21 protein-coding genes are annotated in these 21,909 nt (G+C 71.8%); 11 read left to right on the top strand and 10 right to left on the bottom strand.

Annotated features, from left to right (window positions below):
- Positions 1–120: 120 nt before the first annotated feature.
- The 4 genes from DFJ69_RS11895 to DFJ69_RS11880 all read right to left on the bottom strand — a co-directional run bounded on the left by DFJ69_RS11895 (position 121) and on the right by DFJ69_RS11880 (position 4,258).
- The gene (locus DFJ69_RS11895) at positions 121–1,392 is read right to left on the bottom strand and encodes a serine hydrolase domain-containing protein (RefSeq protein ID WP_116022537.1); all 1,272 of its coding nucleotides are present in this window, start codon (positions 1,390–1,392) and stop codon (positions 121–123) included.
- A 116-nt stretch (positions 1,393–1,508) separates the two neighbouring features.
- Complete coding sequence (locus tag DFJ69_RS11890; protein WP_116022536.1) at positions 1,509–2,783, bottom strand: glycosyltransferase; 1,275 nt, start codon at positions 2,781–2,783, stop codon at positions 1,509–1,511.
- A gap of 133 nt (positions 2,784–2,916) precedes the next feature.
- Positions 2,917–3,819, bottom strand: coding sequence for a DMT family transporter (locus tag DFJ69_RS11885; RefSeq protein WP_245974270.1), 903 nt, complete (start codon positions 3,817–3,819; stop codon positions 2,917–2,919).
- A gap of 52 nt (positions 3,820–3,871) precedes the next feature.
- Positions 3,872–4,258, bottom strand: coding sequence for a cupin domain-containing protein (locus tag DFJ69_RS11880; protein WP_116022535.1), 387 nt, complete (start codon positions 4,256–4,258; stop codon positions 3,872–3,874).
- A 60-nt stretch (positions 4,259–4,318) separates the two neighbouring features.
- On the opposite strand from DFJ69_RS11880, the gene DFJ69_RS11875 reads away from it, so the two are divergent.
- Both DFJ69_RS11875 and DFJ69_RS11870 read left to right on the top strand, forming a co-directional pair.
- Positions 4,319–4,783 (top strand): MarR family winged helix-turn-helix transcriptional regulator, encoded by a 465-nt coding sequence (locus DFJ69_RS11875; RefSeq protein WP_116026570.1) that lies wholly within the window; start codon positions 4,319–4,321, stop codon positions 4,781–4,783.
- A gap of 210 nt (positions 4,784–4,993) precedes the next feature.
- On the top strand, positions 4,994–5,524 hold the full coding sequence (locus DFJ69_RS11870) for a CGNR zinc finger domain-containing protein (protein WP_116022534.1): 531 nt from the start codon (positions 4,994–4,996) through the stop codon (positions 5,522–5,524).
- A 131-nt stretch (positions 5,525–5,655) separates the two neighbouring features.
- On the opposite strand, the gene DFJ69_RS11865 is transcribed toward DFJ69_RS11870, so the two are convergent.
- The gene (locus DFJ69_RS11865) at positions 5,656–6,507 is read right to left on the bottom strand and encodes a PaaX family transcriptional regulator C-terminal domain-containing protein (RefSeq protein WP_116022533.1); all 852 of its coding nucleotides are present in this window, start codon (positions 6,505–6,507) and stop codon (positions 5,656–5,658) included.
- Between the two features lie 87 nt (positions 6,508–6,594).
- On the opposite strand from DFJ69_RS11865, the gene DFJ69_RS11860 reads away from it, so the two are divergent.
- Entirely contained in the window at positions 6,595–7,815 is a 1,221-nt protein-coding gene (locus DFJ69_RS11860; protein ID WP_116022532.1) for a saccharopine dehydrogenase family protein, read from the top strand.
- Positions 7,816–7,874: 59 nt separating this feature from the next.
- Here the strand turns inward: DFJ69_RS11860 and DFJ69_RS11855 are convergent, their stop codons facing one another.
- A complete protein-coding gene (locus DFJ69_RS11855) occupies positions 7,875–8,495 on the bottom strand; it encodes a GyrI-like domain-containing protein (RefSeq protein WP_116022531.1) in 621 nt (206 codons plus the stop codon).
- Positions 8,482–9,066 carry a PadR family transcriptional regulator gene (locus DFJ69_RS11850; protein ID WP_245974268.1) on the bottom strand — a complete coding sequence of 195 codons (585 nt, stop codon included), beginning with the start codon at positions 9,064–9,066 and terminating at the stop codon, positions 8,482–8,484. The genes DFJ69_RS11855 and DFJ69_RS11850 overlap by 14 nt, the downstream gene beginning before the upstream one ends.
- Before the next feature lie 87 nt (positions 9,067–9,153).
- On the opposite strand from DFJ69_RS11850, the gene DFJ69_RS11845 reads away from it, so the two are divergent.
- Positions 9,154–9,945 (top strand): phytanoyl-CoA dioxygenase family protein, encoded by a 792-nt coding sequence (locus DFJ69_RS11845; protein ID WP_116022529.1) that lies wholly within the window; start codon positions 9,154–9,156, stop codon positions 9,943–9,945.
- Positions 9,946–9,955: 10 nt separating this feature from the next.
- Here DFJ69_RS11845 and DFJ69_RS11840 read toward each other — a convergent pair whose 3' ends face one another.
- Both DFJ69_RS11840 and DFJ69_RS11835 read right to left on the bottom strand, forming a co-directional pair.
- Entirely contained in the window at positions 9,956–10,477 is a 522-nt protein-coding gene (locus tag DFJ69_RS11840; RefSeq protein WP_116022528.1) for a pyridoxamine 5'-phosphate oxidase family protein, read from the bottom strand.
- Between the two features lie 85 nt (positions 10,478–10,562).
- Positions 10,563–11,246: a maleylpyruvate isomerase N-terminal domain-containing protein gene (locus DFJ69_RS11835; RefSeq protein WP_116026569.1), complete on the bottom strand. Its 684-nt coding sequence runs from the start codon at positions 11,244–11,246 to the stop codon at positions 10,563–10,565.
- 293 nt (positions 11,247–11,539) lie between these two features.
- On the opposite strand from DFJ69_RS11835, the gene DFJ69_RS11830 reads away from it, so the two are divergent.
- From DFJ69_RS11830 to DFJ69_RS11805, 6 genes are all read left to right on the top strand, one after another.
- Positions 11,540–12,709: a helix-turn-helix domain-containing protein gene (locus DFJ69_RS11830; protein ID WP_211328595.1), complete on the top strand. Its 1,170-nt coding sequence runs from the start codon at positions 11,540–11,542 to the stop codon at positions 12,707–12,709.
- Positions 12,710–12,800: 91 nt separating this feature from the next.
- Entirely contained in the window at positions 12,801–13,136 is a 336-nt protein-coding gene (locus DFJ69_RS11825) for a hypothetical protein (protein ID WP_116022526.1), read from the top strand.
- Positions 13,137–13,335: 199 nt separating this feature from the next.
- The gene (locus DFJ69_RS11820) at positions 13,336–13,827 is read left to right on the top strand and encodes a glycine-rich domain-containing protein (protein WP_116022525.1); all 492 of its coding nucleotides are present in this window, start codon (positions 13,336–13,338) and stop codon (positions 13,825–13,827) included.
- Between the two features lie 20 nt (positions 13,828–13,847).
- Positions 13,848–14,648 (top strand): phosphotransferase, encoded by an 801-nt coding sequence (locus DFJ69_RS11815; RefSeq protein WP_116022524.1) that lies wholly within the window; start codon positions 13,848–13,850, stop codon positions 14,646–14,648.
- Positions 14,649–14,771: 123 nt separating this feature from the next.
- Positions 14,772–15,851: a quinone-dependent dihydroorotate dehydrogenase gene (locus DFJ69_RS11810; protein ID WP_116022523.1), complete on the top strand. Its 1,080-nt coding sequence runs from the start codon at positions 14,772–14,774 to the stop codon at positions 15,849–15,851.
- Between the two features lie 84 nt (positions 15,852–15,935).
- Positions 15,936–16,424, top strand: a complete 489-nt coding sequence (locus tag DFJ69_RS11805; RefSeq protein ID WP_116022522.1) for a hypothetical protein — start codon at positions 15,936–15,938, stop codon at positions 16,422–16,424.
- Positions 16,425–16,428: 4 nt separating this feature from the next.
- On the opposite strand, the gene DFJ69_RS11800 is transcribed toward DFJ69_RS11805, so the two are convergent.
- Positions 16,429–17,883: a DUF7059 domain-containing protein gene (locus tag DFJ69_RS11800; RefSeq protein WP_245974266.1), complete on the bottom strand. Its 1,455-nt coding sequence runs from the start codon at positions 17,881–17,883 to the stop codon at positions 16,429–16,431.
- A gap of 280 nt (positions 17,884–18,163) precedes the next feature.
- Between DFJ69_RS11800 and DFJ69_RS11795 the strand changes: the two genes are divergently transcribed.
- Complete coding sequence (locus DFJ69_RS11795) at positions 18,164–21,844, top strand: RCC1 domain-containing protein (protein WP_116022521.1); 3,681 nt, start codon at positions 18,164–18,166, stop codon at positions 21,842–21,844.
- The last annotated feature ends 65 nt before the right edge of the window (positions 21,845–21,909 follow it).

Genomic DNA, 21,909 nt, shown 5'->3' with positions numbered 1-21,909 from the left:
CCTCCAGTGGGTAGGAATATCCAACTCATTGAGCGATCACCGTAGCCATAGCAAGTTGGAAAACACAACCCTCTGTCTCGGAAAAGGCCGGGAACGACCCTCCGTCCCCGGCCCCGAGCCCTAGTAGTAGATGTCGTACAGGTCGTAGAACGTCGGCCAGGTCGTGTTGTTGGCGGCGAGGTGCAGCAGCGAGTCGAGGCCGTAATAGTCCACGCCCGCCTCGTTCCTATTGAACAGCGCCGAGAACGTCACCCCGTCCGCCCGCCGGATGAGCGCCGCCCACGTCCCGCGCTTGCTGCCGTGGTGGTAGGTGTTGAGGCCCGCCGAGACCTTCTGCACGCGCCACCCGCAGCCGTACCAACTCGTGGCGGTGGAGGACGCCACCGACGGACGGGCGAACGCGTTCTGGATCGACGTGGCGTTGAGCACCTGCTGCGCGGGATCGGTCGGCGGGTCGTAGATGCCCGCGAAGCGCACCAGGTCGACCGGCGAGGAGATCCACCCGCCGAGGGCGTTGCAGTTCTCCACGTTCCAGCCGCCGTAGGGGTCGGGCACGGGGTCGGGCAGGTTCGGGAAGACCGGCGGCGACGTGTCGGTGGTGTGGTACTCGTCCACCTCGCCGGCGGCGCGCTGCAGCGACATGCCCGGCCGCGTCCGGGTGATGCCGAGCGGCGTGAACACCTTCTCCTGCACGTACTGTGCGTACGGCTTGCCGCTGACCTTCTCGATGATCTGGCCGAGCACGAAATAGCCGAAGTTGCTGTAGTGGTAGCCGGCCCCGGGGTTGTGCTGCAGCGTGTAGCCCTCGAACCCGAACCGCTGGACGTTCGCCTTGCCGACCGGCAGCGGATCGGCGTACCGCGAGGAGATCTCGATGTCGCGGAACACCGCCTCGCGGACGAGGTCGCGGTCCCAGCCCGCCAGATGCTGCAGCAGGTGCAGCACGGTGATCTGCTTGGCCCGCGCATCGGACACATGAGCCCCGAGGACCTCGTGCATGAGGTCGCCGAACGCCAGGTGCCCGTCCTGGATGAGCCTCAGCACGGCGGTGGCCGTGATCGGCTTGCTGACGCTCGCCGTCCGGAACAGCGTGTCGGGCTGCGCGACGAACGAGGTCAGCGCCGACTGGGTGTAGCCCCGGGCGAGCAGCAGTTTCCGGCCGCGCGTCACGGCCAACGTCCCGTTGGGGATGCCGTGGTCGCGCATGAACACCTTCATGGCGTCGTCGAACCCGTCGAGGGCGGTCACCGAGCCGGCCGCCGGGTAGCCGGTGATCTCGATGTCCTCGACGGCCTGCGCCGCCCTCGCCAACACCATCGGGCTCGCCGACGCCAGAGCGCCGACGCCGAGCAGCTTCCCGAAGTCTCGACGGTTGATCGTGGAACGGGCCATGGGCTCCTCCGGACGGGGGGCGACAAGGGAGACGGCCCAAGGGTCCACCGGCGGACTGATCACTCACCAGTCCGTTCACTGCTCGGTTTCTGCTCACTCCACGGTGGGTGTCGAGGTCAGTAGCGGGCGGGTGTGTCGAGGAGGGCCTCCACGAGATCGCAGGTCTGCGGGATGGCCTTCTCTCCGCTGATGCGTTCGCCGATCTTCTCGGCGCGGGCACGCAGGACGGGGTCGTGGACGACCCGCCGGACGGCCCCCGCCAGCGCCGGCGCGGTGAGCTTGCGGAAGGGGATGGGGGCCGGGCCGACCTTGAGCGCCGACACCCGTTCGCCCCAGTAGGGCTGGTCGCCGAAGAACGGGCAGATCACCGTCGGGACGCCGGCGCGCAGCCCGGCGGCGGTGGTCCCCGCGCCGCCGTGGTGGACGACGGCCGCCATCCGGGGGAACAGCCACGAGTGCGGCGCCTCCTTGAGCACGAACAGGTCGTCGGTGCTCGGCGTCTCCTCGTTGTCGGGGTCGCCCATGAACACGCCCCGGACCCCCGCCTGCTTCAACCCGTCCCGAACGAGCCGGTAGGTGCTGACCGGGTCGGCCGGGACCATGCTGCCGAACCCCACGTAGACCGGGGGCCTCCCGGCGTCCAGGAAGTCGGCCAGGTCGGCGGGCGGCTCGTACTCGGGCTCGTCCAGGAACCAGAAGCCGGTCATGTGCGAATTGGCGGGCCAGTCGCGCGGGCGGGGCACCACCGCCGGGCTGACCGCGCACAGCACCGGCCGGCCGGCCTCCCGCATCCGTCGCATGGGACCGAGGAACGGCAGCGGGTCCAGCCCCAGTTGCCCGGTCCGGAACGGGTTCACGAACGGGCGGACGAACTGCCAGGTGATCATGTCGATCGCGTCGAAGGTGCGCCGGTTGCCCCACGACCCCAACCTGCGGGTCTGCGGCAGCAGCGGATGGGGGAACGCCCCGGTGCGATGGCCGGGCGCGTAGCGCAGCTCGGCCGAGGGGACGCCGTAGTGCTCGCCGAGGTTCTCGCCGGGCCAGCCCGCGTCGGGCGCCAGGATCAGGTCGGCCCCGCGGCTGCCCTCCAGCATCTCCGCGAACATCCGCTCGGCCAGCGGCCCGAGGATCCGTCGGAAGCCCACCAGCAGCTTGACCGGGTTGCGGCCGCCCGCCAGCAACTGCTGGCCCTCCTCGCTGCTGAGGATCTTGCTCGGATCGGCCGACATCGGGAACAGGTCCAGTCCCGCATCGGTGATCATCGACTCGTAGCGCCCGCTGGCCAGCAGGCGCACCGAGGCACCCCGCGCGGCCAGCCCTCGACCCAGGGCGACACACGGTTGGATGTCTCCGCGCGACCCCAGTGCGAACAACACGATGTTCCTTGACATCAGGTCCCTTTCGTCGCACATGGTGTGACTGGTCGGCCAAGGTACCCAACGTCGGAGCGTGCTCGCCACGACACCACGTGACAGCGTGGGGATTCGCCGTCCTTACCCGAGTGCAGAGAAAGTGCGCCGGGGGTCACGCCCGGCGGCGGGACAGCGCGACCCCGGCCAGGCAGAGCAGCCCCCCGGCCAACGCCAGCGGCTCGGGGAACTCGCTCAGCAGCACCGCCGCGATCACGATCGTGACCGGCGGCACCAGATAGGTGGTCACGCCGAGGCGTCCGGCGTCCATCCGGGCCAGCGCGTACGCCCACGTGCTGAAGGCCAGGGCGGTGGGGATCAGGCCCAGGTAGAAGAGCCCGCCGGTGGCCCCCGCCGACGCGTCACCGAGGTCGTCCAACAGCCCGGGCGTGTACGGCAGACAGGCGATGGCGCCGATCGTGCAGGCCATCCAGGTGACCTGGAGGGCCGGCAGTCGGCGCAGTACCGGCTTTTGCGCCAGCACGCCGATCGCATAGGTGACGGCGGCGACCAGGCACAGGGCCACGCCGATCGGGTCCGCGCCGCCTTGGCCCGCCGTGCCCAGTCCGATCAGGACGGCCCCGCCGAACGCGACGCCCATCCCGATGAGCAGCCAGCGCGGAAAGCCCTCGCCGAGCAGGGCCCCGGCGAGCACCGCGATCAGGATGGGGCCGATGTTGACGAGCATGGCCGTCGTCCCGGCGTCGACGTCGCGCTCGGCGGCGTTCAGGGCCACGTTGTAGACGGCGAACCAGGCGACCCCGCACAACGTCAGCAGCCCCCACTCCCGGCGCGTGGGGGCCACCCAGGTCCGGCGGACCAGCAGCAGGACGCCGAGGGCCGCACCCCCGATCAGCAGCCGCCCGAGCGCCAGGGGCCCGGGATCGTAGCTCCGCCCCACCCAGCGGATGGCGACGAACGCCGAGGCCCACGCGATCACCGTCACCGTGACGGCGGCCAGCGCGTCGGGCGGCACGGAGGCGCGGGACGGCGTGCTGACCAGGGGTTTCTCCATCATGGGTCAGACATTAAGGGATGGATCGGTCCCTTCTCACCGCATTATTCGCCGGTCAGATCGTCCAGGGCGGGACGACCGTGTCGGGGGAGCCGTCGACCCGGGCCTCGGCCCCGGCGGGCGCGGACACGATGGCGGCGAAACCGTGGTCGGTGTCGGCGTTGATGCGGCGGGTCGTGCCGGCCGGCAGCACGACGGTGTCGCCGGGCTCGACGGCGAACGACGCGCCGTCCAACTCGACGGTCGCGCCGCCCTCGACGACGGCCCAGATCTGCTCGGCGTCGAAGGAGTGCAGCGGGCCCCGGGCCCCGGGGGCCATGTCGACCCGCCACATCGCGTGCCCGGCGCCGCCCTGGGAGGGGGAGGCGAACGTGGTCATCACGGCGTTGGGCGTCTCGGAGCGACGGCGGTCGGAACGGCGGATCAGGTGGTCGACGGACATGGTGGCGCCCCCTAGAGTTGGACAACAAGGTTGTCCATATAGTCAATGAGGTTGTCCATCATGTCAAGCCCCGCCCACGAACTGCCGCTCCGGCTGCTGATGGCGTTCCGCGTGCTGATCGACGAGCTGCACGAGGAGTTGGCCCGGCAGGGCCATCCCGACCTGCGGCCCATGCACGGCTTCGTCTTCCAGGCCATCGGCCCCGGCGGCACCACCGCCGCCGACCTGGGCCGTCTGCTGGGCGTCTCCAAGCAGGCCGCCGGCAAGACCGTCGACTCGCTGGAGCGGCTCGGCTATCTGGAGCGCGGCGACGATCCGTCCGACGCCCGCCGCAGGCTCGTCCGCCTCACCCCGCGAGGGCTGGACGCCCTGCGGCGCTCGGCGGGCATCTTCGAACGCCTGCGGGAGAACTGGTCCGACGTCCTCGGCGAGGACCGCCTGGCGGCCATGGAGGACGACCTCCGCAGGGTCACGCCCGCCGACTACTTCCGCCTCGACATTCCCGGGTGGTTCGGCGCCGCCTGACGGGGTGGGGGGACGCGGTGAAGTCGGAGACCCCGGCGGTGGCGATCACCTCGCCGTTCTCCACCACCAGCCACAGCCCGCACACGCAGCGCCGGTAGCGGAGGGTCCCGGCGGAGCCGGAATGGGAGGAGCCGGACGGCACGGCGTCGAGCCCGCAGACGGGGCAGTGGGGAGTGGCGTTCATGGGGATCACCCTGATGTAATGATTCAGTGCAGTTCAACCCTTACGGCGGTGTGGCCGCCCAGATCGCCGCCGATCTCGTCAACGCGGGCCCGGACGCCGCCCCCCGGACCCTCACCGAGCTCCTGGTGACCCACGACTACCGGCCGCTGATGACGGTCGAGCCCGCCGAGGCCGAACGGCTCGCGGCCTGGGCGGGGCGGCTGCGGCCGGTGTTCCTCAACGACGACCTGCGGTTCCGGGTGGACACCGTCAACGCCCTGCTGGCCTCCGCCGCGTCCCTGCCGTACATCTCCCGGCACGATGGACGCCCGCCCCACCTGCACTTCGCACACGAGGGGTCGCCGCTGGTCCAACGACTCCGGGCGTACACCGCCGCCGGCCTCGCCCACGCCCTGTGCGAGGACGCGGAACGGATCGGCGTGTGCGGCCGGGAGGGCTGCGACACCGTCTACATCGACACCTCGCGCAACGGACGACGCCGGTTCTGCTCCACCCGCTGCGCCAACCGCGTCCACGTCGCCGACCACCGCGGCAGGCTCAGGACGATCACCGGCTGAGGGCGATACGGAAGGCCACCTTGCGTGCGGCGGCGACCGGGCACCAGATGCTCCTGTCGAACGAGCCGGTCGGCCTCGGCGGGGACGGGACCGCCGCGGCCCGGCGCGGCAGGTGACGAACGGCTCGTGAGCTAGGTCGTCAGCAGGCGGCGGAGGCCGTACGGAAGATCGTCGGCGCCGAGGACGGAGGTGTAGCGCTCGGCGGCGGTGAGCAGCAGGGCACGGGCGCTGCGGCCGGCCCAATCGGCGCGGGGGACCAGCTCGGGGGGCAGCAGCGGGTCCGGGCCGGAGGCCTCGGCGAACGCGACGATGGTGATCAAGGCGTCGCGGAGCACGGTCGGCGGGTCGACCGGGCGGCCGTCGAGCCGCCCGAGTCTCCGCCGCAGCGCCGCCTCGAACCGCTGGTATCCCGTGTGGACGTCGGCGAGCGGCCAGATGTCGGCGGCGAGCGCGGCCGGGTCGGTGGTGGTGCCGATCGAGAGCCGTCCGGTGCGGGCCATGGTCAGATGCCCGGTCACCCCGAGGTCGGCGGCGGCGGCCGAGACGAGGTCCTCCCACGGGTTCGGTGAGACGTACAGGCCGCCGGGGACGAGTCCGCCGCCCAGGTACAGGAGTTGCCGACGGAGCCGGTCGCGCTGGCCGCGCTCCCCTTCGGGGATGGTGAAGCCGACCAGGCCCCACGTCCCGTCCCATGGGTGCCGGCCCGCGTCCTGGCCCAAGGCGTAGTCGAGGAACTCGAGCTCGGGCAGCACCTCCGCGCTCGCACCCGGCCGCAACCGGAAGGCGGCGCGCCGCCCGCGACCGCCCTGAGGCGTCAGCGTGCCGTCCGCGGTCATCCGCCGCAGGCACAGGCGCACCTGGTCGTCGCTCATCCCGCAGGCGGCGGCGACGTCGAAGAGCGGCCCGGTGTCGAGCGAACCGTCGGCCCCGGCCATGGCGAGGACGAGGGTGCGGGTGGACAGGGTCTCGGGCGTCGGCGGCATGGATCTCACCCTAGCAAGCACCCGAACGAACCTGTTACGGTCGTCCTGAAAACGACCGTTTAGAAATCGTTCGAAGAGGAGGTTCTCATGCGCGTGGTCATGCTGGGAGGCGCGGGAGGGATGGGCCGCGAGGCGTGCCGGCTGGCGGCCGCGTTCCCCGAGATCGACTCGATCGTGATCGCCGACACGGCGGCCGACGCCGCCGCGGGGCTCGCCGCCGAACTCGGTCCGCGGGCGGAGCGTGTCGCCGTCGACATCACCGACCGCCGCGCGCTGGAGCGGGTGCTGACGCCGGCGGACATCGTGGTCAACACCGTCGGCCCGTACTTCCGCTTCGGCCCGCCGGTGCTGCGCGCGGCGATCGACGCCGGCTGCCATTACCTCGACATCTGCGACGACCCCGAGCCCACCCTGCGCATGCTGGAGTCCGACGCCCTCGCCCGGGCCGCCGGCGTGACCGCCGTGATCGGCCTCGGGGCCAGCCCCGGGATCGTGAACCTGCTCGCCCTCCTGGCCGCCGCCGAACTCGACGAGGTCCGTTCCCTCACCACGGGCTGGAACCTGGAGGCCGGCACGCCCGACCCGCCGCCGGCCGCCGGGGTGAGCGCCGCGATCGTCCACGGCGTCGAGCAGATCACCGGCACGATCCCCGTCCTGCGCGCCGGCCGTCTGACGTACGAACGGCCGCTGCGGCGGGTCATGATCGACTACCCCGGCGCGGGGGTGCGACCCGCGTGGACGTTCGGGCACCCCGAGGCCGTCACCCTCGACCGCGCGTTCCCCGGCCTGCGCGACAGCGTCAACGTCACCTTCGCCCGGCGCTCGACCATGGCCGCCGTCAAGCTGCTGGGCCGCGCCGTCGACCGGCGGCTGCTCGGCACCGAACGCGCCGCGCGGATCGTGCAGGCCGCCGAGCGGCGGCTCCCCACCCCGCCGGTCGACGATCTCGTCCACCCCGGGGAACTGCCGCCCCTGTTCGCCCATGCGGTGGGCATCCGGAACGGCCGTACCGCGACGGTCGGAGCCACGTTGACCGCGCTCCCCGGCACCTCGATGGCGGCCGTGACCGCGACCCCGCTGGCCATCGGCCTGCGCCTGCTCGCCGCCGGACGGGTCTCCGCCCCCGGCGTGCACCCGCCCGAGACCGTCATCGACCCCACCGCCTTCTTCGAGGCCCTCGCCGCGCACTGCCCCGGTACGGACGCCGGGGAGTCGATCGTGCTCGTCACCCGTTCGTGGGACACCGCTCCCGAGGCCGCGTACCGCGCCGCGATCCGCCGAGCGGTCGAACGAACCCCGGCCGCTTAGTCGCGGCTCATTACTCGGGCGGAGGCGTCGAGCGCCCACCGCATGATCTGGTCAGTGCTTCAGGCCGCCGCCCGAACGGGCTGTCGGAGGATGGTCCTGAGCTTGGCGGGCGCGGCTCGGCGGGGGTCGCTCAGGTAGATCTCGTGGTGGTGCCCGGACATTCGCAGGTCGTGGGCGGCGAGGAAGTCGTGGTGGAGCCTGGCGAGTGCGGGGCCTTCGTCGTCGTAGGGCCCGATGTGCAGGAGTTGGGCGCTGGTGCCCTCGTGGAGGGTCTCACGGCGGATCTCGGCGATGGCCGGGAGACCCTTCTTCCTCAGCGCGGCCTGTTCGGCCTCGGCGATGAGGTCCGGGTCGATCCAGTCGGGCTGGCTGATGAGCATGCGCCACTGCCAGGCGTGTTTGGCGCGGGTGATGAACACCTCCGGGTCGTCGGACCACCACAGCCCTTCGAGCGGCCCGACGACGAAGTCGCGGCCGAGGACGTTCTTGCTGGTGAACTTGATGGTGTAGGCGACGGTGTAGAGCGCCTCGACGGCGCGCGCGTAGTCGGTGCCGGTGTTGGGGTCGCCGCGACCGTCGATGGCGATGAACTGCTGCGCGGGCACATCGACCAGCGCCCAGTCCGTGTCGGTGGGCGCGTAGCAGTGCCTGAGTTCTCGTTTGACGTCATAGCGCGTCATGGCCGTCTGCCTTCCTGGTGGGGGATCGGTCGCCGGGCTCGGTCGATTCCGCCCGGTAGGCGGCCAGCCACTGCTGTTCGGCGGCCAGTTGGCCCAGCGAGTGGTCGAAGATGGCGCGAACGAAATCGGGCATCTCGGGCTGGGTGTCGCGGGCCGCGCCGATGGCGGCGATCCGCTCGCTCAGGGCCTCGGCCCGTCGCGCGAGCGCGGCTCGGAGACGTTCGGGCGCGATGACCGGTTGGTTGGCCAGACCCACCAGAAGGGGCGGGAACACCGGCCGGAGCTCGGCCACCGCCGTCTCGGCCGCCCGCGCGCACGCCCGGCGCCCCTCGGCCGTCGGCCCGTACACCCGGCGGGCTTTTCCTCGCGCCGCGCGCGAGGTGTCGATCTCGGCGATCAGCCCGCGGTCGCGGAGCCGGGTCAGCAGGTAGTAGATCGAGCTGAAGCCGATCTCGGTCCACTCGCGCATCCCGCGGGCGCTGATGACCTCGTCCAGCTCGTAGCCGTGCCTCGGCTTCTCCACGAGCAGACCGAGCACGGTCAACTCGGCGGGTGTCAGGTCGGTGGGCACGGTCATATTCTAGTACTAGAACAAAGGCGCGCCGCGCCGGCGGATATCGGCTGGCGGTGACCGCCGATCTGTGCGCATGCTGGGTCGATGCTCGACGACGCACAGGTCCGGGCCTTCATCGAGGAAGGCTTCGTTCACATCGAGGGCGCGTTCTCCGCGGAGATCGCGGCGGAGTGCCGCGCGATCATCTGGCGGGACATCGACGCCGACCCGAACGATCCGCGGACCTGGCCGCGTCCGGTGATCGGGCTCGGGGGCCATGCGGAGGAGCCGTTCCGGCTCGCGGCCAACACGCCGCCGCTGCACGCCGCCTTCGACACCTTGGTGGGCCCGGGGCGCTGGGTGCCGCGGACCGATCTGGGCGGCTTCGTGGTCCGGTTCCCTTCCGACAAGGCGGCGGTCGTCGACGGCTGGCACATCGACGTGAGCTTCCCCGGCGACGACCCGGGCGACGGCCCCGTCGACTACATGACGTGGCGGGCCAACGTGGAGTCCAAGGGCTGCGCGCTGCGCATGTTCTTCCTGTTCTCCGACGTGGGAGAGGACGACGCGCCCACCCGCCTCCGCGTCGGCTCCCACCTGGACACCGCGCGGATCCTCGAACCCGAGGGCGAGGCGGGCCTGGACGCCAGGGAGCTGGCCCGGCGCGTGTCGGCCACCGGCGCTCACCGCCCGCTCGCGTACGCCACGGGAAGGGCCGGCGACGTCTACCTCTGCCACCCGTTCCTGGTCCACGCCGGCCAGCCGCACCGGGGGACCCTGCCGCGCTTCCTGGGCCAGCCGAAGCTCGATCCGGCCCGACCGTTCCGGCTCGACCGTGCGGACGGCGCGTACTCACCGGTCGAGATCGCGATCAGGCGCGGCCTCGGCAGGTCGTGAGGGGCATGGGTCAGCCCCGGGCGAACCGCCAACGCGTCGCCCCGTGCGGAGCGGCGGTCGCGACGCCCACGGCGATGTGGGCCGTGAACCGGTAGAGGTACCAGGGCGGCGGCCCCGCGCTCTGCGCGCTGTAGGGGGCCGTGAGCGCGTCGCCGTCCGCCTCCGCCGGCCAGCCCTCCTCCCGGTAGAGCGCCGCGACCGTCGCCAGCACGGCGGGGTCGGTCTCGCGGTGCGCGTCACCCTCCAGGACGAGGTCCACGCCGGGCAGCCGGAACGACAGCGTGCAGGCCGGGTTCTCCTCCAGCCGGCGTTGCTTGCGGGTCGTCGGGCCGCTGGTGAAGAAGACGTTGCCGTCGTGCGCCACGCAGCCGATGCCCGCCGAGTGCGGTCGTCCGTCGGACCCCACCGTGCCGAGGAACTGCGCCGTCTCCATCTTGGGCAGCGCCTTCAGCGCCTCCTGCACCCGACTCCAGGGCAGCTCGTCGTCACCGTAGATGTTGAGGTCCACCGTCTCCACCGGGTCGGGCAGCATGTCTCCCCCTAGGTCTGTGGGCGATCTCGGTCGTGTCATCCTGCCGTCGCCCTGCCCGCCCATGGGGCCGAACAACCCGCCCGGGTCAGCCCAACGTCAGCCAGTGGACGCCCGCCCGTTCGACGGCCTCGGTCTCGGAAAGGCTGATCGGTGCCCGCCCGGTCGCCTTGCGCAGGAACGTCACCTGATCCCAGCCGAGCCCCCGCACCCCGGCCGTACCCGAGGAGCCGAGCAGCAGCGCCTCCACGACCCCGCCGCCCTCGGAGGTGAGCCAGGGCTCCCGGCCGAGCGCGTCCGCCAAGTCCAGGCCGTGAACGACCAGCTCGACCACCCTCGTCAGCAGGAACTCCGACAGCAGCATCGCGTCACCGTGCCGCGTCCGCACGACCCGCCCCTCGGGCTCCGCCAGACACATTTCGTAGGCCCGCCGCCAGGCCAGCTCGAAGTCCTCGACCAACGCCTTCCCGTCGCCCTGTACCGACGCGTGCTCCTGCGCCGTCGAGACCCGCGCGGCGTTCGTCCCGGCGTCGAAGCGCGCATCGGGCCGGTAGTACCCCACCGCCGTCACCTCGGCCACGGCCGGCGCCTCGCCACCGAGCATCCCCGGCAGCCGCCCGACCGTCACCCGCACATGCCCGAACAACTCGCGCACCCGCCAGGGCGCACACCGCGTGGGCCGCCCCCACTCCGCCTCCGACACCCCCACCATGGCCTCCGCGAGCCGCCCCGCCTCAAGCCCGAAGACCTCCACGACCCCCCACTGCTCCATGATCGTCACGCTACCCCGACCCGTCCCGCCGCTCAGCGCGAACACCTCCCGCAACACCGCCCGACCCGTCGGCGTACGACTCGTGGCGGCCGGCGGCCCCGCCACGCGGATCTCCGACGGCACCGACGGACACCGGCCGGCGCCGTTCGTTCCGCGCCGGTGTTCCGGTGGGCGGTGACGATGGGGCGTGGTGCAGCGATGAGTTCCCCACTCCGCCGGGCGGGCCATGGCCAAGGCGATTACGTTCGGCCGGACCCGCATGAACCGCCCGGTGGACGCCTACGCTGGTTCGCATGAGCACGCCTAGGCTGGGTGAGCGTTTGCAGGCGATACGCAAGCGGCGTGGGTTGACACAGCGGGAATTGGCTCAACTCTCCGGAGTGTCGATTTCGCTGCTGCGCAAGCTCGAACAGGGTGAACGGGAAGACACCAGGGTCGAGACCCTCCGCAAGTTGGCGATGGCGCTCAGGATCACCACAGCCGAACTGATCCTCCGGCCCGAGCCCGAGGATGAGGCGCCGGTCGATGGTGATCAATGGGCGCCCGTCCGGGATGCACTTCTGGGCCGCCGGATGCCGGAGCCCGACGAAGAGCCGACCATAGGTGGTGTCAAAAGCGCGCTCCGGGCCGGCGTCCCCCTGTCCACGGAGAACCGATACGCAGACCTGGGCGCGGCGATTCCGTCGCTGCTCCGGGACGCCGATGCGTTGGGCCCCGACGGGCGACTCGTGCAGGCGCGCGCTTACCATCTCGCCGGCCTGCTCATGGTCCAGACCCGCCAGTTCGATGCGGCGGACATGGCTCTTGCCCGTGCCGTGGACAGTGCCCCCGATCGACTGGAGGCGGCGGCGGCGATCAATACCCGCTGTTGGCTGCTCATACGCCAAGGGCGCTTGCGGGAGACGCTTGATCTCGCCGCGACGTGGGCCGACGACATTGAGCCGAAGTTGTCCCGCGCCACGCTCGCCGAGCTGGCCACGTGGGGCGGTCTCCTGGTCCGCGTCTCTGCCGCCGCAGTGCGCAACAACCAGCCGGGTGAGGCCGACGACGCCCTCCGGCTCGCCTACGCGGCAGGGGCCGCGATGGGACGCGAGTATGCCTCGCCTTCCGACTACGCGCGTACCTTCGGCCCGCTCAAGGTGGCGATGATGCGGGCGGAGAACGCGATGGTCGCGGACCGGCCCGACCGCGTCCTGGCGATAGCGGAGCGAATTCCCGAACGTGTCTTCCGGCCACAATCCCCCAGTCGTAAACGTCATCGGCTGGATGTGGCCAATGCGCACGTGAGCCTCAAGCGCTACACGGACGCCGTCGATGTGCTCCAAGAGCTCCGTTCCTCGGCCCCGGAGTGGATCGTCAACCAGCGCTTGGCGCGCGACATCCTCGCCAAGGTGATCAGTCGTCGAAGGACCCTTACATCCGAAATGCGCGATTTGGCTGACTTCGTCAGTCTGGAGTACTGACCTGGGCCGATGGCTTTCTGGAGCACTTGGCCGGAGTGGCTCACACAAGTGCCAATGACATGGCTCACCGCCCCTCCTAGCGTTCTGTGCCATGAGCTTCGACAGAAGGCTGAACAACGCGGCCTCGGTTGATCAGCCGGTCCTGACCAATGACCGGCGGACCTTTCTGCGGATGCTGGACGAGACCATTCGGTCGAAGCCCGGCCTCGCCTGCGGAATCGTGACCCGGGCCGGTCTTCCCGTGCTGCACGTGATCAATTCGGAGATGCCCCGCCACGCTGTGGAGATCGGCGCGGACTTCACCGCCGACGACTGGTGGTTCACCTGGGCCGTCTCGGGAAACGCGATCGGGCCGGTGGACGACCCGGAGAGCGTGACCGACATGGTCGCCCGCGCGCTCAAGGTGTACGGCGAGGCCCGGCCATGACCACGCGGTCCGTCCGGCGCATCTAGACCCCTCCGGGCGTGCGGCTCGTTCCCTCTGTCGTCCAGGAAGGGCGCGACCGGGGACCGGATCCCGCACGTCCGGAGGTCGCAAGCCCCCGGTCCGCCTCGATGGCACTCGTGCGGGCCGGGGTTCCAGCGCGCGGCAACCGGCCGCGCCCGGGAGGCTCTAGGAGGAGCCGATGACCGTCATGGAAACACCGACCACCGAGGCCGCTGGGGGCAGGGACCCTCGGGGACTCATCAGTCCCGAGACGTTCGGCCTGCTGGTCGAGGACATCATGCGGTACCACCCCGTCACCCGACCGTACGCGGAACGCATGATGGGGCAGGCCTTGGTTTTCCTCATCGCACACGCCAAGACGCTTCACGACTCCGAAGGCGACCGATCCCAGTGGCTGCGGATCGCCCCGTCACGTGCGGTGGATCCCGCCTGGCACGCCTTCATCCTTCGCAGCAAGGCGTACGTGGAGTTCTGCGACCGGTACGCCGGCCGGTACATGCACCACCTGCCGGTCATGGACGACGACATCCGGTCCGGCGCGGCGCTGGAACGCGCCGTTCCCCTCATGGAGGCCACCGGCTACCAGGTGGACATGGAATTCTGGAATGACCCGGGCAGCGAGAGCTGTTGCCCGGAGAACTGCGGCACCATCGGCAACGTAGGCGCCTAGGGCTCGAACGGGGATGATCAATGCGCACAGCGTGGACGGACCTCCCCGAGGAGCTTCGGGAGGGCATCACGGCCCACACCGGACGTGTCCGGGCGATCGAGCCGGCGGCGACGGGCAACCATGCGGATGTGGCGTCCACGCTGCACACCACGGATGGGTCGGTGTTCGTCAAGGCGGCTCGGAAGGCGGGGGAGCGGGACGGCCCGGAGGTCCGCTCGTTGCGTTGGGAAGCGGCGGTCAACCCCCACGCTCGTGAGTTCGCCCCCCGGCTTCTCTGGCAGGTCGAGGCCGGGGGGTGGCTCGCGCTCGGATTCGAGTACGTGGAGGGACGCCACGCGGACTACGCGCCCGGGTCGCCCGACCTCGAGGTCTTGGCCAAGACCATCGAGGCGTTCCAGGCCCTGAGCTGCCCCGATCTGGTGAATCGGCGAGTCGAGCGTCGGTGGGAGCCCGTCACCGATGACGTGACGCCGATGGCGGGGAACGCGCTGCTGCACACGGACCTGAACCCCGCCAACGTGCTCATCGCGGCGGACGGGCGCGCCTACATCGTGGATTGGGCGTTCGTGTCGCGGGGCGCGCCCTGGGTCGAGCCGGCCATCCTCATCAAGTGGTTGATCCGTGGCGGGCACAGCCCTCGACAGGCCGAGCAGTGGGTCAGTCGGTTTCCGAGTTGGGCCGAGGTCCCCTCAGCCGTCCTGGACGCGTTCGCGGCAGCGCACGCCGAACTGTGGCGCAGGCGCAGCAGCGACAACCCCGCGCCCTGGGCCGCCGAACTGGCCGCCTTGACGCGGCGATGGGCCGACCACCGGTGCCCCTGAGGCCACGCCCGTGGTGAGGACCCGTTGTCGGGTGCGTGGGCGGGGGTCTCGTACGCTTTGGAGCGCCTGCCGGGTACGGCGGGTGACGCTCGTGGAGTCGTACGGAGGGAACAGTCCACGCCGATGTATCGACTCCTCTTCTCTCTGGTCATCGCTCGGTTCTCGGCGGAGGCCGTGCACCGGGCCACGATGCGGGCCCTGCGGATCATCCAGGCCGTTCCCGGGCTCGCCGGATGGGTACGGCGGATGCTGGCCCCGAACGACCCGGCGCTGCGGGTGCGGGCGTTGGGGCTGGAGTTCCCCGGGCCGCTCGGGCTCGCCGCCGGGTTCGACAAGGACGCCGAGGCGTACGAGGCGCTGGGGGCGTTCGGGTTCGGACACGTCGAGATCGGCACCGTGACCGGGCACGGCCAGCCGGGCAACCCGAAGCCGAGGCTGTTCCGGCTGCCGGAAGACCGGGCGGTCATCAATCGGATGGGGTTCAACAACCACGGGTCCGAGGCGGCGGCGGAGCGGCTCGCCGGGCGCGGGCAAGGCATGGTCGTGGGTGTCAACATCGGCAAGACCAAGCTGGTGCCCGAAGAGGACGCGATCGGCGACTACGTGGCGAGTGCGGAGCGGCTCGCGCCGTACGCCGACTATCTGGTCGTCAACGTCAGCTCGCCCAACACGCCCGGCCTGCGGAACCTTCAGGCGGTCGAGCAGCTCGGGCCCCTGCTGCGGGCCGTTCGCGCGGCGGCCGACCGGTCGAGTCCCCGGCGGGTGCCGCTGCTGGTGAAGATCGCTCCCGATCTCGCGGACGCGGACGTCGACGCGGTCGCCGACCTGGCGCTGGAGCTGGGCCTGGACGGCATCATCGCGACCAACACCACCATCGCCCGCGAAGGGCTGGCCAGTGCCCCCGCGTTGACCTCGGAGACCGGCGGGCTGTCCGGCGCACCCGTGAAGGCCCGTTCCCTGGAGGTGCTCCGAAGGCTGCGCGGCCGGGTGGGGGACCGGCTGGTGCTGGTCTCGGTCGGAGGCGTCGAGACCGCCGACGACGTCTGGGAACGACTCCGCGCCGGCGCGACCCTCGTGCAGGGCTACACGGGCATGATCTACGGCGGCCCCCTCTGGGCCCACCGGATCCACCGCGACCTGTCCCGCCGCCTGAGGGGCAGCGCCTTCCGCACCATCGAGGACGCCATCGGCCCCCGCCGCTAAGGCACAGGGCTCCCCCGTGAAGGGGAGGCGATCACCGGCCCACGGGGGAGGCCCCCAAGACCCCCCGGCGGCAGGATCAACGACATGAAGTCCTCCACGGCCGCTTGGGCCGGAGTCGCCGCCCTCTTCCCGTACGTCGCGATGAAGACCTACTGGGCGTTCGGCGGATCCGCCGGAAAGCCCGACGGTGACGTCGCCGCGCAACTCGAGGCGAACGGCGCCCCCCAGATCCTGGTGTGGATGGAACGACACGGGCTCGACTTCACCGTCGTCGGGGCGTTGGTCGGGGTGCTGCTGCTGGCGGCCTTGGCGATGCCGTGGGGGTCGCGGCTGCCGCTGGCGGTGCCCGGCTGGGCGGGCGCGGTGATGCTGACGCCGTACGGGCTGGCCACCATGGCCGCCGCGCCGCTGGGCTTCACCGTCGGTGACGCCGAGGGCTGGTCGGCGTGGGTGGGGATCGTCGGCGGGCTGGCGTTCGCCGGGCTGGGCGCGGCGCTCGGCGTGTGCAGCCGCTTCCACCGACGACGGAACGGGCGACGGCACGGCGCGGCCCCGACGCCGGGCGTTGCCTGACCGTTCAGGGGAGTTCGAAGAAGCCGTCGGCGATCAGCTCCGGGAGGACGGCGTCGGTGTGGTCGCGGACCTGCTCGGCGGGCAGCCCCATCAGTTCGGCGATGGCCTCCACCAGGGGCGGCAGCGGCATCGAGCCGTCGCAGACGCCGGCGAGGGCGGCCTCCACGGTGCCGACACCCGCCGCGCGGCGCAGACCGGTGGTCTGGCGGAGCACGATGCGTTCGGGATCTTCGGCTCCGGGCGGGCCGATCTGCTCTTGGACGAGGTCCACGGCCGCCCGCAAGCCCTGTGCACAACCTGTGGAAAACTTTCGGGCGGCGGTCATCCCGTCGAGGATCCGTTCGATGTAGGCGCCGACGGGCTGGTCGACGGCGTGCCGGAGCTCCTCGACCCGGACGACGGGGCGTTCGTCGTCGGTCCGCCGCAGGGTGATCCATCCGAAGCCGACGCCGGTGACACGCTGTCGCTCGAAGGAGTCGAGCCACGCCTCGTACCGTGCCGCGTACTCCGGCGTGCCCACCTCGCAGGAGTCGCGCAGCCACAGTTCGGCGTACTCGGCGGGGTCCTGCACGTCGCGTTGGACGGCCCACGCGTCGCAGCCCGGCGGGAACCATTCGCCGACCCGCTCGTCCCACGGACGACCCTCGATATGCAGCCAGTTCGCGAGCAACTGGCACCATCCGCCCTCGTTCAGCAGGGTGGGCGCCTCGGCGACCAGGCGGCGGCACACGTCGTCGCCGGGCAGCCCCGACTCGCGGTACGTCAGCCCGCCGCCCGGTGAGATCACGAACGGCGGGTTGGACACGATGAGATCGAACCGGCGACCCTCCACGGGCTCGAACAGGGAGCCCTCCACCAACTCCACCGCGTCCAGGCCGGACAGTGCGAAGCTCATTCGGGCGAGTCGCAGCGCGCGCGGGTTGACGTCGGTCGCGGTGATCCGGTCGGCACGGTCGGCGAGGTGCAGCGCCTGCACACCGCAGCCCGTTCCCAGGTCGAGAGCGTTGTCCACAGCCCTGTGGATAACCAGCCGGGCGAGACCCGCCGAAGCACCGCCCGTCCCGACCACGTGATCGGCCCGCAGCGTCGTCCCGGCCCCCGGCCGCACCTTCGGATCCGAGACCGCGTGACCGAGGTGGTCGCCGTCGGACCCTTCGACCGGCTCCACATGGAGCAGCGCCCGCAGCTCGCCCCCCGAACGCTCGACCAGACCGGCCGCGACGAGATCGGCCGCGCCCGGAACGAGCGCCTCCGACACCGGCACCTGAAGCCAGAACAGCCGGGTGAAGACCTCCAGCGGAGACCCGCCCGAGGTGACCCGCAGCGCGGGCACCACCTCCTCGCGCGCCAGCGCCCCGCCCGCCATGGGCCCGAGCAGTCCCCGCACCCCATCGACCGTGTATCCGGCCCCGTCGAACGCCGAACGGACCCGGCTCAGCACCTCACGTTGATCACCCACGGGACCATCCTCGCGCGTTGTGGCCGATCTCGGTCACCCTTGGCCCGTTTGCGCCCAGCCCCGGACGGGTCCGACTCCCGGAAGCCACGCATGGGCCCGAGGTCTTGTCATCCATCGCAGTGTTTTCCGGCGATATGCCCTGTTTACGTTCGTTCCAACTGACATCGAGTCAGCATTCAGGCCGCGCTCCGCACTCCGGAGCGCGGTCTTCTCGTGCGACATCTCGTAAGGGAGCCATGAGGTGCCCGAACTCCAGAACCCTCGGTCACGACGACGACGAATGGGCACAGCGACGCTCGCGGTCATGGCGGCCGCCGCGCTCGGCCTGGTGGCACCGGGCACGGCCGCGTCCGCGCCCACACCCCGGCCGTACGACCACAGCAAGGACAAGGGCAGGATCCCCGGAACCCACGGGCCCCTGCCGGACGACTTCTCCACGACCCGGCTCTCCGTGAAGTTCAGGCCGGGCCGCGACGTCCGCGTTCGCGGGAACGACGTCACGGCCGCCGACGACACCGACGAGAACGCCCTGCGCAAGGTCCTCGAACGTCACCCCGGCGCCCGGATCGAGCGCCTGTCCCGACGTTCCGAGCAGGCCGTCGAACGCGAACAGGCCCGCCTGGAGAAGCGCGCCGGACGCGCGCTGCCCGACCCCAACACCTGGTTCACCATCACCGTCCCCAAGGACATCGAAGGGCTCCTGCGGGACCTGAACGCCCTGCCCTCCGTCGAGATCGCCCAGGCGCTCCCGGAGACCCGGACACCCTCCGAGCCGCTGCGGAACGAACAGCGCTACCGCAACCCCGTGGGCTCGCCCGCCGGCACCGGACTGGACGCCGACGCCGCCAACTCGCTGCCCGGCGGCAGGGGCGAGGGCATCACCGTGACCGACATCGAGGCCGGCGACGCCCACATCCTCAACCCCGTGAACGCCTTGGGCGCCATCGCGGCCGGCCGGGACCACACGGTGCTGCTCGCCCAGGCCCAGGGCACCCAGGGCTACAACGAGGTGTGGACCGCCGGCGACAACGGCAACGGCCAGCTCGGCGTGGGCGGCACCGCCGACAACGACGTGCTGGTGTGGCTGCGGAGCCTGACCCACGTCAAGGCCGTCGACGCCGCCGCCGACTACACCGTCGCCGTCAAGCTGGACGGCACCGTGTGGGCCTGGGGAGACAACGCCACCGGCCAGCTCGGCAACGGAGGCACCGCCGACAGCCACGTCCCCGTCCAGGTCACCGGCATCACCAACGCGGTGAGCGTCAGCGCCGGCCCCGACGGTCACGTGCTGGCCGTACTGGCCGACGGCACGGTGAAGGCGTGGGGCGCCAACTCCTCCGGGCAACTCGGCACCGGCACCACCACGTCCACCACCACCCCGGTCACCGTCCCCGGGCTGACCGGCGTCTCCACGGCGGTCGGCGCCGTCGCCGCGGCGCAGGGCCACTCCCTCGCCCTGCTGGCGGACGGCACGGTGAAGGCGTGGGGCAACAACAGCGGCGGGCAGCTCGGCACCGGCACCACGACGAGCAGCCTCGTCCCCGTGACGATCCCCGGCCTCGGCGGCGTCGCCCAGGTCAGCGCCAAGGCACTGCACAATCTGGCCCGCCTCACCGGCGGCGGCGTCAAGGCGTGGGGCTCCAACGGGGCGGGCCAGCTCGGCGACGGCACCACCACCCAGCGCCTCAGCCCGGTGGACGTGCCCGGCCTGAGCGGGGTCACCGCCGTGTCCGCGGGCCACTTCCACAGCGTCGCCACCCGTTCCGGCGAGCTGTGGGCCTGGGGCAACAACGCCGACGGCCAGCTCGGCCTGGGCGACACCGCCGGCAGGACCAGCCCCACCGAGGTTCCGGGCCACTACACGGGCCACTTCGCGGCGGCGGGGGGCGACCACACCCTCGTGGCCAGGGAGCTCTACTACCCGCCGGTGACGAGCTGGGGCGACAACGACAACGGTCAGCTCAGCCTGGGCGACACCGCCGACCGCACCAGCCCCGCCGGGGTGCCCGACCTGATCAACTGGTGGAACCTCTGCCACGAGGAGTTCGCCGGCCGCCCGGCCCCGGCGGGCCCGCCGGTCCTGATGCAGCCGATGATCGGCACCCGGTGCGCCACGGGCTTCCACGGCAACGCCTCCGCCAGCGTCACCGGCGCGCAGGACGACAACGGCGTGGGCCTGGCCGGACTCGCCTCGCGGGCCCGGCTGCAGCTCACCTACTGGGACGGCACCGTGCTCGACGAGGTCACCGCCTCCGGTGAGCCCGGCGACGTGGCGCTGCTGGAGGTCGCCCTGCGCGTCACCTCCACGGGCAAGTGGTACCCCATCGAGTACACGGCCGCGGGCTACGACATGATCACGCGGGCGACCCAGGCGGGCATCACCGTGGTCGAGGCGGCCGGCAACGGCGGCAACAGCCTGGACGACCCGTCCGACCCGTACGCGACCACCATCATGGGCCGGCCCGACTCCGGCGCCCTCATGGTCGGCGCGGGCGCGCCCCCGAGCCCGGGCGGCACCAACTGCCTGGGCGCCTCGCCGCCGGCCGAGCGCACGGCGATGTCGTTCTCGACGTACGGCTCACGGGTGGACGTCCAGGCGTACGGATCCTGCGTCGCCACGATCGGCAGGCCCGGCAACCAGAACCTCACCCCCACCGAGACCGACCCGAACAAGATGTACAACGGCACGTTCAACGGCACGTCGAGCGCCAGCGCCGTCATCGCGGGCACCGTGGCGTCCCTCCAGGGCATCGCGGATCACCAGGGCGACGTGCTCAGCCCCGCGAACGTCCGGCGGCTCCTCAAGGCCACCGGCACCCCGCAGCCCGCCGGCGACACCCACCACATCGGGCCGCAGCCGAACCTGCGCGCCGCGATCAACGCCCTGCGCGGCGGCGTCGCGGCGGGCGCCAACCACGGCCTCGCGGTACGACTCGACGGCACCATACGGGCCTGGGGCGCCGGCTCCGAGGGTCAGCTCGGCAACGGCGGCACCGCCGGCAGCACCACGCCGGTCACCGTCTCCGGGCTCACCGGCGTCGTCCGGGCCCCGGGCGCGGTGGCGGGCGGCGACGGCCACTCGCTGGCGGTCAAGGGCGACGGCACCGTCTGGGCCTGGGGCGACAACGACCACGGGCAGCTCGGCGACGGCACCACCGTCGACCGGACGACGCCCGTCCAGGTCAACGGGCTCACCGGGGTCGTGGCGGTGTCCGCCGGCATCGACTTCTCGGTCGCCGTGAGATCCGACGGCACCGTCTGGACCTGGGGGTACAACGCCAACGGCCGGCTCGGCGACGGCACCACCACCGATCGCACGGCCCCCGTCCAGGTGAGCGGACTGACCGGGGTGGCCGGCGTGGCCGCGGGCGCCTCGTTCGTCCTGGCCGTCCGGACCGACGGCACCGTACGGGCCTGGGGCGCGAACAACAGCGGCCAACTGGGCAACGGCACGACGACCCAGAGCCTCGTCCCCGTCACGGTCTCCGGGCTCACCGGCGTCTCGACGTGGCCCGGCGCGATCGCGGCCGGGTTCAACCACTCGGTCGCCGTCCTGGCCGGCGGCGGGGTGCGGGCCTGGGGCAACAACGCGGCGGGCAAGCTCGGCGACGGCACCACCACCGACCGCACGACCCCGGTCGCGGTCAGCGGGCCGTCCTCGGCCGTCAGCGTGGAGGTCGGGCTCGGACACAGCCTGGTCACCAACGCGAACGGCGACGTGAGCGCCTGGGGCGACAACAGCCACGGTCAGCTCGGCGACGGCACCACCACGGGCCGGACCACGCCGATCACCGTGCCGGGCCTCGCCGGCGCCACCGGTGTGGCCGCCGGAACCTGGCACAGCGCCGTGACCCGCGGTGACGGAGCCCTGTGGGCCTGGGGCGACAACGTCCACGGTCAGCTCGGCGACGGGACCACGACGGGCCGCAGCACCCCGGTCCAGGTCAGCGGAACGCCCTGACCCGGATAACGGAACCGGCCGCCGCCACGATGTCTCGTGGCGGCGGCCGGCCGCGTCCCGACCCG

Source organism: Thermomonospora umbrina (genome assembly GCF_003386555.1).
Taxonomy (GTDB): domain Bacteria; phylum Actinomycetota; class Actinomycetes; order Streptosporangiales; family Streptosporangiaceae; genus Thermomonospora; species Thermomonospora umbrina.
This window is presented reverse-complemented; position numbering and strand designations above follow the sequence as displayed.

Coding starts and splice junctions, on each gene's coding strand:
- DFJ69_RS11810 (WP_116022523.1), top strand. CDS start 14,772: ATGTATCGACTCCTCTTCTCTCTGGTCATCGCTCGGTTCTCGGCGGAG.
- DFJ69_RS11860 (WP_116022532.1), top strand. CDS start 6,595: ATGCGCGTGGTCATGCTGGGAGGCGCGGGAGGGATGGGCCGCGAGGCG.
- DFJ69_RS11845 (WP_116022529.1), top strand. CDS start 9,154: ATGCTCGACGACGCACAGGTCCGGGCCTTCATCGAGGAAGGCTTCGTT.
- DFJ69_RS11895 (WP_116022537.1), bottom strand. CDS start 1,392: ATGGCCCGTTCCACGATCAACCGTCGAGACTTCGGGAAGCTGCTCGGC.
- DFJ69_RS11865 (WP_116022533.1), bottom strand. CDS start 6,507: ATGCCGCCGACGCCCGAGACCCTGTCCACCCGCACCCTCGTCCTCGCC.
- DFJ69_RS11875 (WP_116026570.1), top strand. CDS start 4,319: ATGTCAAGCCCCGCCCACGAACTGCCGCTCCGGCTGCTGATGGCGTTC.
- DFJ69_RS11885 (WP_245974270.1), bottom strand. CDS start 3,819: ATGATGGAGAAACCCCTGGTCAGCACGCCGTCCCGCGCCTCCGTGCCG.
- DFJ69_RS11855 (WP_116022531.1), bottom strand. CDS start 8,495: ATGACGCGCTATGACGTCAAACGAGAACTCAGGCACTGCTACGCGCCC.
- DFJ69_RS11805 (WP_116022522.1), top strand. CDS start 15,936: ATGAAGTCCTCCACGGCCGCTTGGGCCGGAGTCGCCGCCCTCTTCCCG.
- DFJ69_RS11840 (WP_116022528.1), bottom strand. CDS start 10,477: ATGCTGCCCGACCCGGTGGAGACGGTGGACCTCAACATCTACGGTGAC.
- DFJ69_RS11820 (WP_116022525.1), top strand. CDS start 13,336: ATGACCGTCATGGAAACACCGACCACCGAGGCCGCTGGGGGCAGGGAC.
- DFJ69_RS11795 (WP_116022521.1), top strand. CDS start 18,164: ATGGGCACAGCGACGCTCGCGGTCATGGCGGCCGCCGCGCTCGGCCTG.
- DFJ69_RS11890 (WP_116022536.1), bottom strand. CDS start 2,783: ATGTCAAGGAACATCGTGTTGTTCGCACTGGGGTCGCGCGGAGACATC.
- DFJ69_RS11880 (WP_116022535.1), bottom strand. CDS start 4,258: ATGTCCGTCGACCACCTGATCCGCCGTTCCGACCGCCGTCGCTCCGAG.
- DFJ69_RS11830 (WP_211328595.1), top strand. CDS start 11,540: ATGAGCACGCCTAGGCTGGGTGAGCGTTTGCAGGCGATACGCAAGCGG.
- DFJ69_RS11835 (WP_116026569.1), bottom strand. CDS start 11,246: ATGGAGCAGTGGGGGGTCGTGGAGGTCTTCGGGCTTGAGGCGGGGCGG.
- DFJ69_RS11815 (WP_116022524.1), top strand. CDS start 13,848: ATGCGCACAGCGTGGACGGACCTCCCCGAGGAGCTTCGGGAGGGCATC.
- DFJ69_RS11825 (WP_116022526.1), top strand. CDS start 12,801: ATGAGCTTCGACAGAAGGCTGAACAACGCGGCCTCGGTTGATCAGCCG.